General features: G+C 49.2%; 2 rRNA genes (1 of these 2 cut by a window edge). Both read left to right on the top strand.

Annotation, left to right across the window (positions count from 1 at the left end):
* Positions 1-151 precede the first annotated feature (151 nt).
* Positions 152-1,710, top strand: a 16S ribosomal RNA gene (locus PGP85_RS21075).
* 222 nt (positions 1,711-1,932) lie between these two features.
* Positions 1,933-2,537 (top strand): 23S ribosomal RNA (locus PGP85_RS21070); it runs 2,308 nt beyond the window's last position.
* The 16S and 23S rRNA genes sit together here, the layout of an rRNA operon.

Below are 2,537 nucleotides of genomic sequence, written 5' to 3'. Positions count from 1 at the left end.
AACAATGTAGACCTTTGAAAACTGAACGAATAAAACAAACCAAATGTGTAGGGCGTTTCTATTATATAGAAACAAACAACATAGCAAGCAATATGCTAGCAAGTCAATTTTTAAAATTGAGCTTAACAATCGCAAGATTGTTTCAAACACTTTTTATGAGAGTTTGATCCTGGCTCAGGACGAACGCTGGCGGCGTGCCTAATACATGCAAGTCGAACGCTTTTTCTTTCACCGGAGCTTGCTCCATCGAAAGAAAAGGAGTGGCGAACGGGTGAGTAACACGTGGGTAACCTGCCCATCAGAAGGGGATAACACTTGGAAACAGGTGCTAATACCGTATAACAGTAGAAACCGCATGGTTTCTATTTGAAAGGCGCTTTTGCGTCACTGATGGATGGACCCGCGGTGCATTAGCTAGTTGGTGAGGTAACGGCTCACCAAGGCAACGATGCATAGCCGACCTGAGAGGGTGATCGGCCACATTGGGACTGAGACACGGCCCAAACTCCTACGGGAGGCAGCAGTAGGGAATCTTCGGCAATGGACGAAAGTCTGACCGAGCAACGCCGCGTGAGTGAAGAAGGTTTTCGGATCGTAAAACTCTGTTGTTAGAGAAGAACAAGGATGAGAGTAAAACGTTCATCCCTTGACGGTATCTAACCAGAAAGCCACGGCTAACTACGTGCCAGCAGCCGCGGTAATACGTAGGTGGCAAGCGTTGTCCGGATTTATTGGGCGTAAAGCGAGCGCAGGCGGTTTCTTAAGTCTGATGTGAAAGCCCCCGGCTCAACCGGGGAGGGTCATTGGAAACTGGGAAACTTGAGTGCAGAAGAGGAGAGTGGAATTCCATGTGTAGCGGTGAAATGCGTAGATATATGGAGGAACACCAGTGGCGAAGGCGGCTCTCTGGTCTGTAACTGACGCTGAGGCTCGAAAGCGTGGGGAGCAAACAGGATTAGATACCCTGGTAGTCCACGCCGTAAACGATGAGTGCTAAGTGTTGGAGGGTTTCCGCCCTTCAGTGCTGCAGCTAACGCATTAAGCACTCCGCCTGGGGAGTACGACCGCAAGGTTGAAACTCAAAGGAATTGACGGGGGCCCGCACAAGCGGTGGAGCATGTGGTTTAATTCGAAGCAACGCGAAGAACCTTACCAGGTCTTGACATCCTTTGACCACTCTAGAGATAGAGCTTCCCCTTCGGGGGCAAAGTGACAGGTGGTGCATGGTTGTCGTCAGCTCGTGTCGTGAGATGTTGGGTTAAGTCCCGCAACGAGCGCAACCCTTATTGTTAGTTGCCATCATTTAGTTGGGCACTCTAGCGAGACTGCCGGTGACAAACCGGAGGAAGGTGGGGATGACGTCAAATCATCATGCCCCTTATGACCTGGGCTACACACGTGCTACAATGGGAAGTACAACGAGTCGCGAAGTCGCGAGGCTAAGCTAATCTCTTAAAGCTTCTCTCAGTTCGGATTGTAGGCTGCAACTCGCCTACATGAAGCCGGAATCGCTAGTAATCGCGGATCAGCACGCCGCGGTGAATACGTTCCCGGGCCTTGTACACACCGCCCGTCACACCACGAGAGTTTGTAACACCCGAAGTCGGTGAGGTAACCTTTTGGAGCCAGCCGCCTAAGGTGGGATAGATGATTGGGGTGAAGTCGTAACAAGGTAGCCGTATCGGAAGGTGCGGCTGGATCACCTCCTTTCTAAGGAATATTACGGAGACTACACAGGTTGCTTTATTCGTTCAGTTTTGAGAGGTTTACTCTCAAAAATCGTTCATTGAAAACTGGATACAGAAACAAACCAAACAAACCGAGAACACCGCGTTGAATGAGTTTTTTTATAAGTTCAATTGCTTATTTTTTTCTGATTGGGAAGTCTATCGCTAGATGGAACAATCAAACCCCTAATGAAAATTAGGATAAGGTTAAGTGAATAAGGGCGCACGGTGGATGCCTTGGCACTAGGAGCCGATGAAGGACGGGACTAACACCGATATGCTTCGGGGAGCTGTAAGTAAGCTTTGATCCGGAGATTTCCGAATGGGGAAACCCAGCATCTTTTATAGGATGTTACTTTTCAGTGAATACATAGCTGATTAGAGGTAGACGCAGAGAACTGAAACATCTAAGTACCTGCAGGAAGAGAAAGAAAATTCGATTCCCTGAGTAGCGGCGAGCGAAACGGGAAAAGCCCAAACCAAGAGGCTTGCCTCTTGGGGTTGTAGGACTCCGATATGGTAGTCCAGTGAAATAGTCGAAGGACCTGGAAAGGTCTGCTAGAAAGGGTAAAAGCCCCGTAGACAAAATTTGACTGGCACCTAGGAGGATCCTGAGTACGGCGGAACACGAGGAATTCCGTCGGAATCCGGGAGGACCATCTCCCAAGGCTAAATACTCCCTAGTGACCGATAGTGAACCAGTACCGTGAGGGAAAGGTGAAAAGCACCCCGGAAGGGGAGTGAAATAGATCCTGAAACCGTGTGCCTACAACAAGTTAGAGCCCGTTAATGGGTGATAGCGTGCCTTTT

This window comes from Enterococcus malodoratus, from assembly GCF_027659535.1.
Taxonomy (GTDB): domain Bacteria; phylum Bacillota; class Bacilli; order Lactobacillales; family Enterococcaceae; genus Enterococcus_A; species Enterococcus_A malodoratus.
This window is presented reverse-complemented; position numbering and strand designations above follow the sequence as displayed.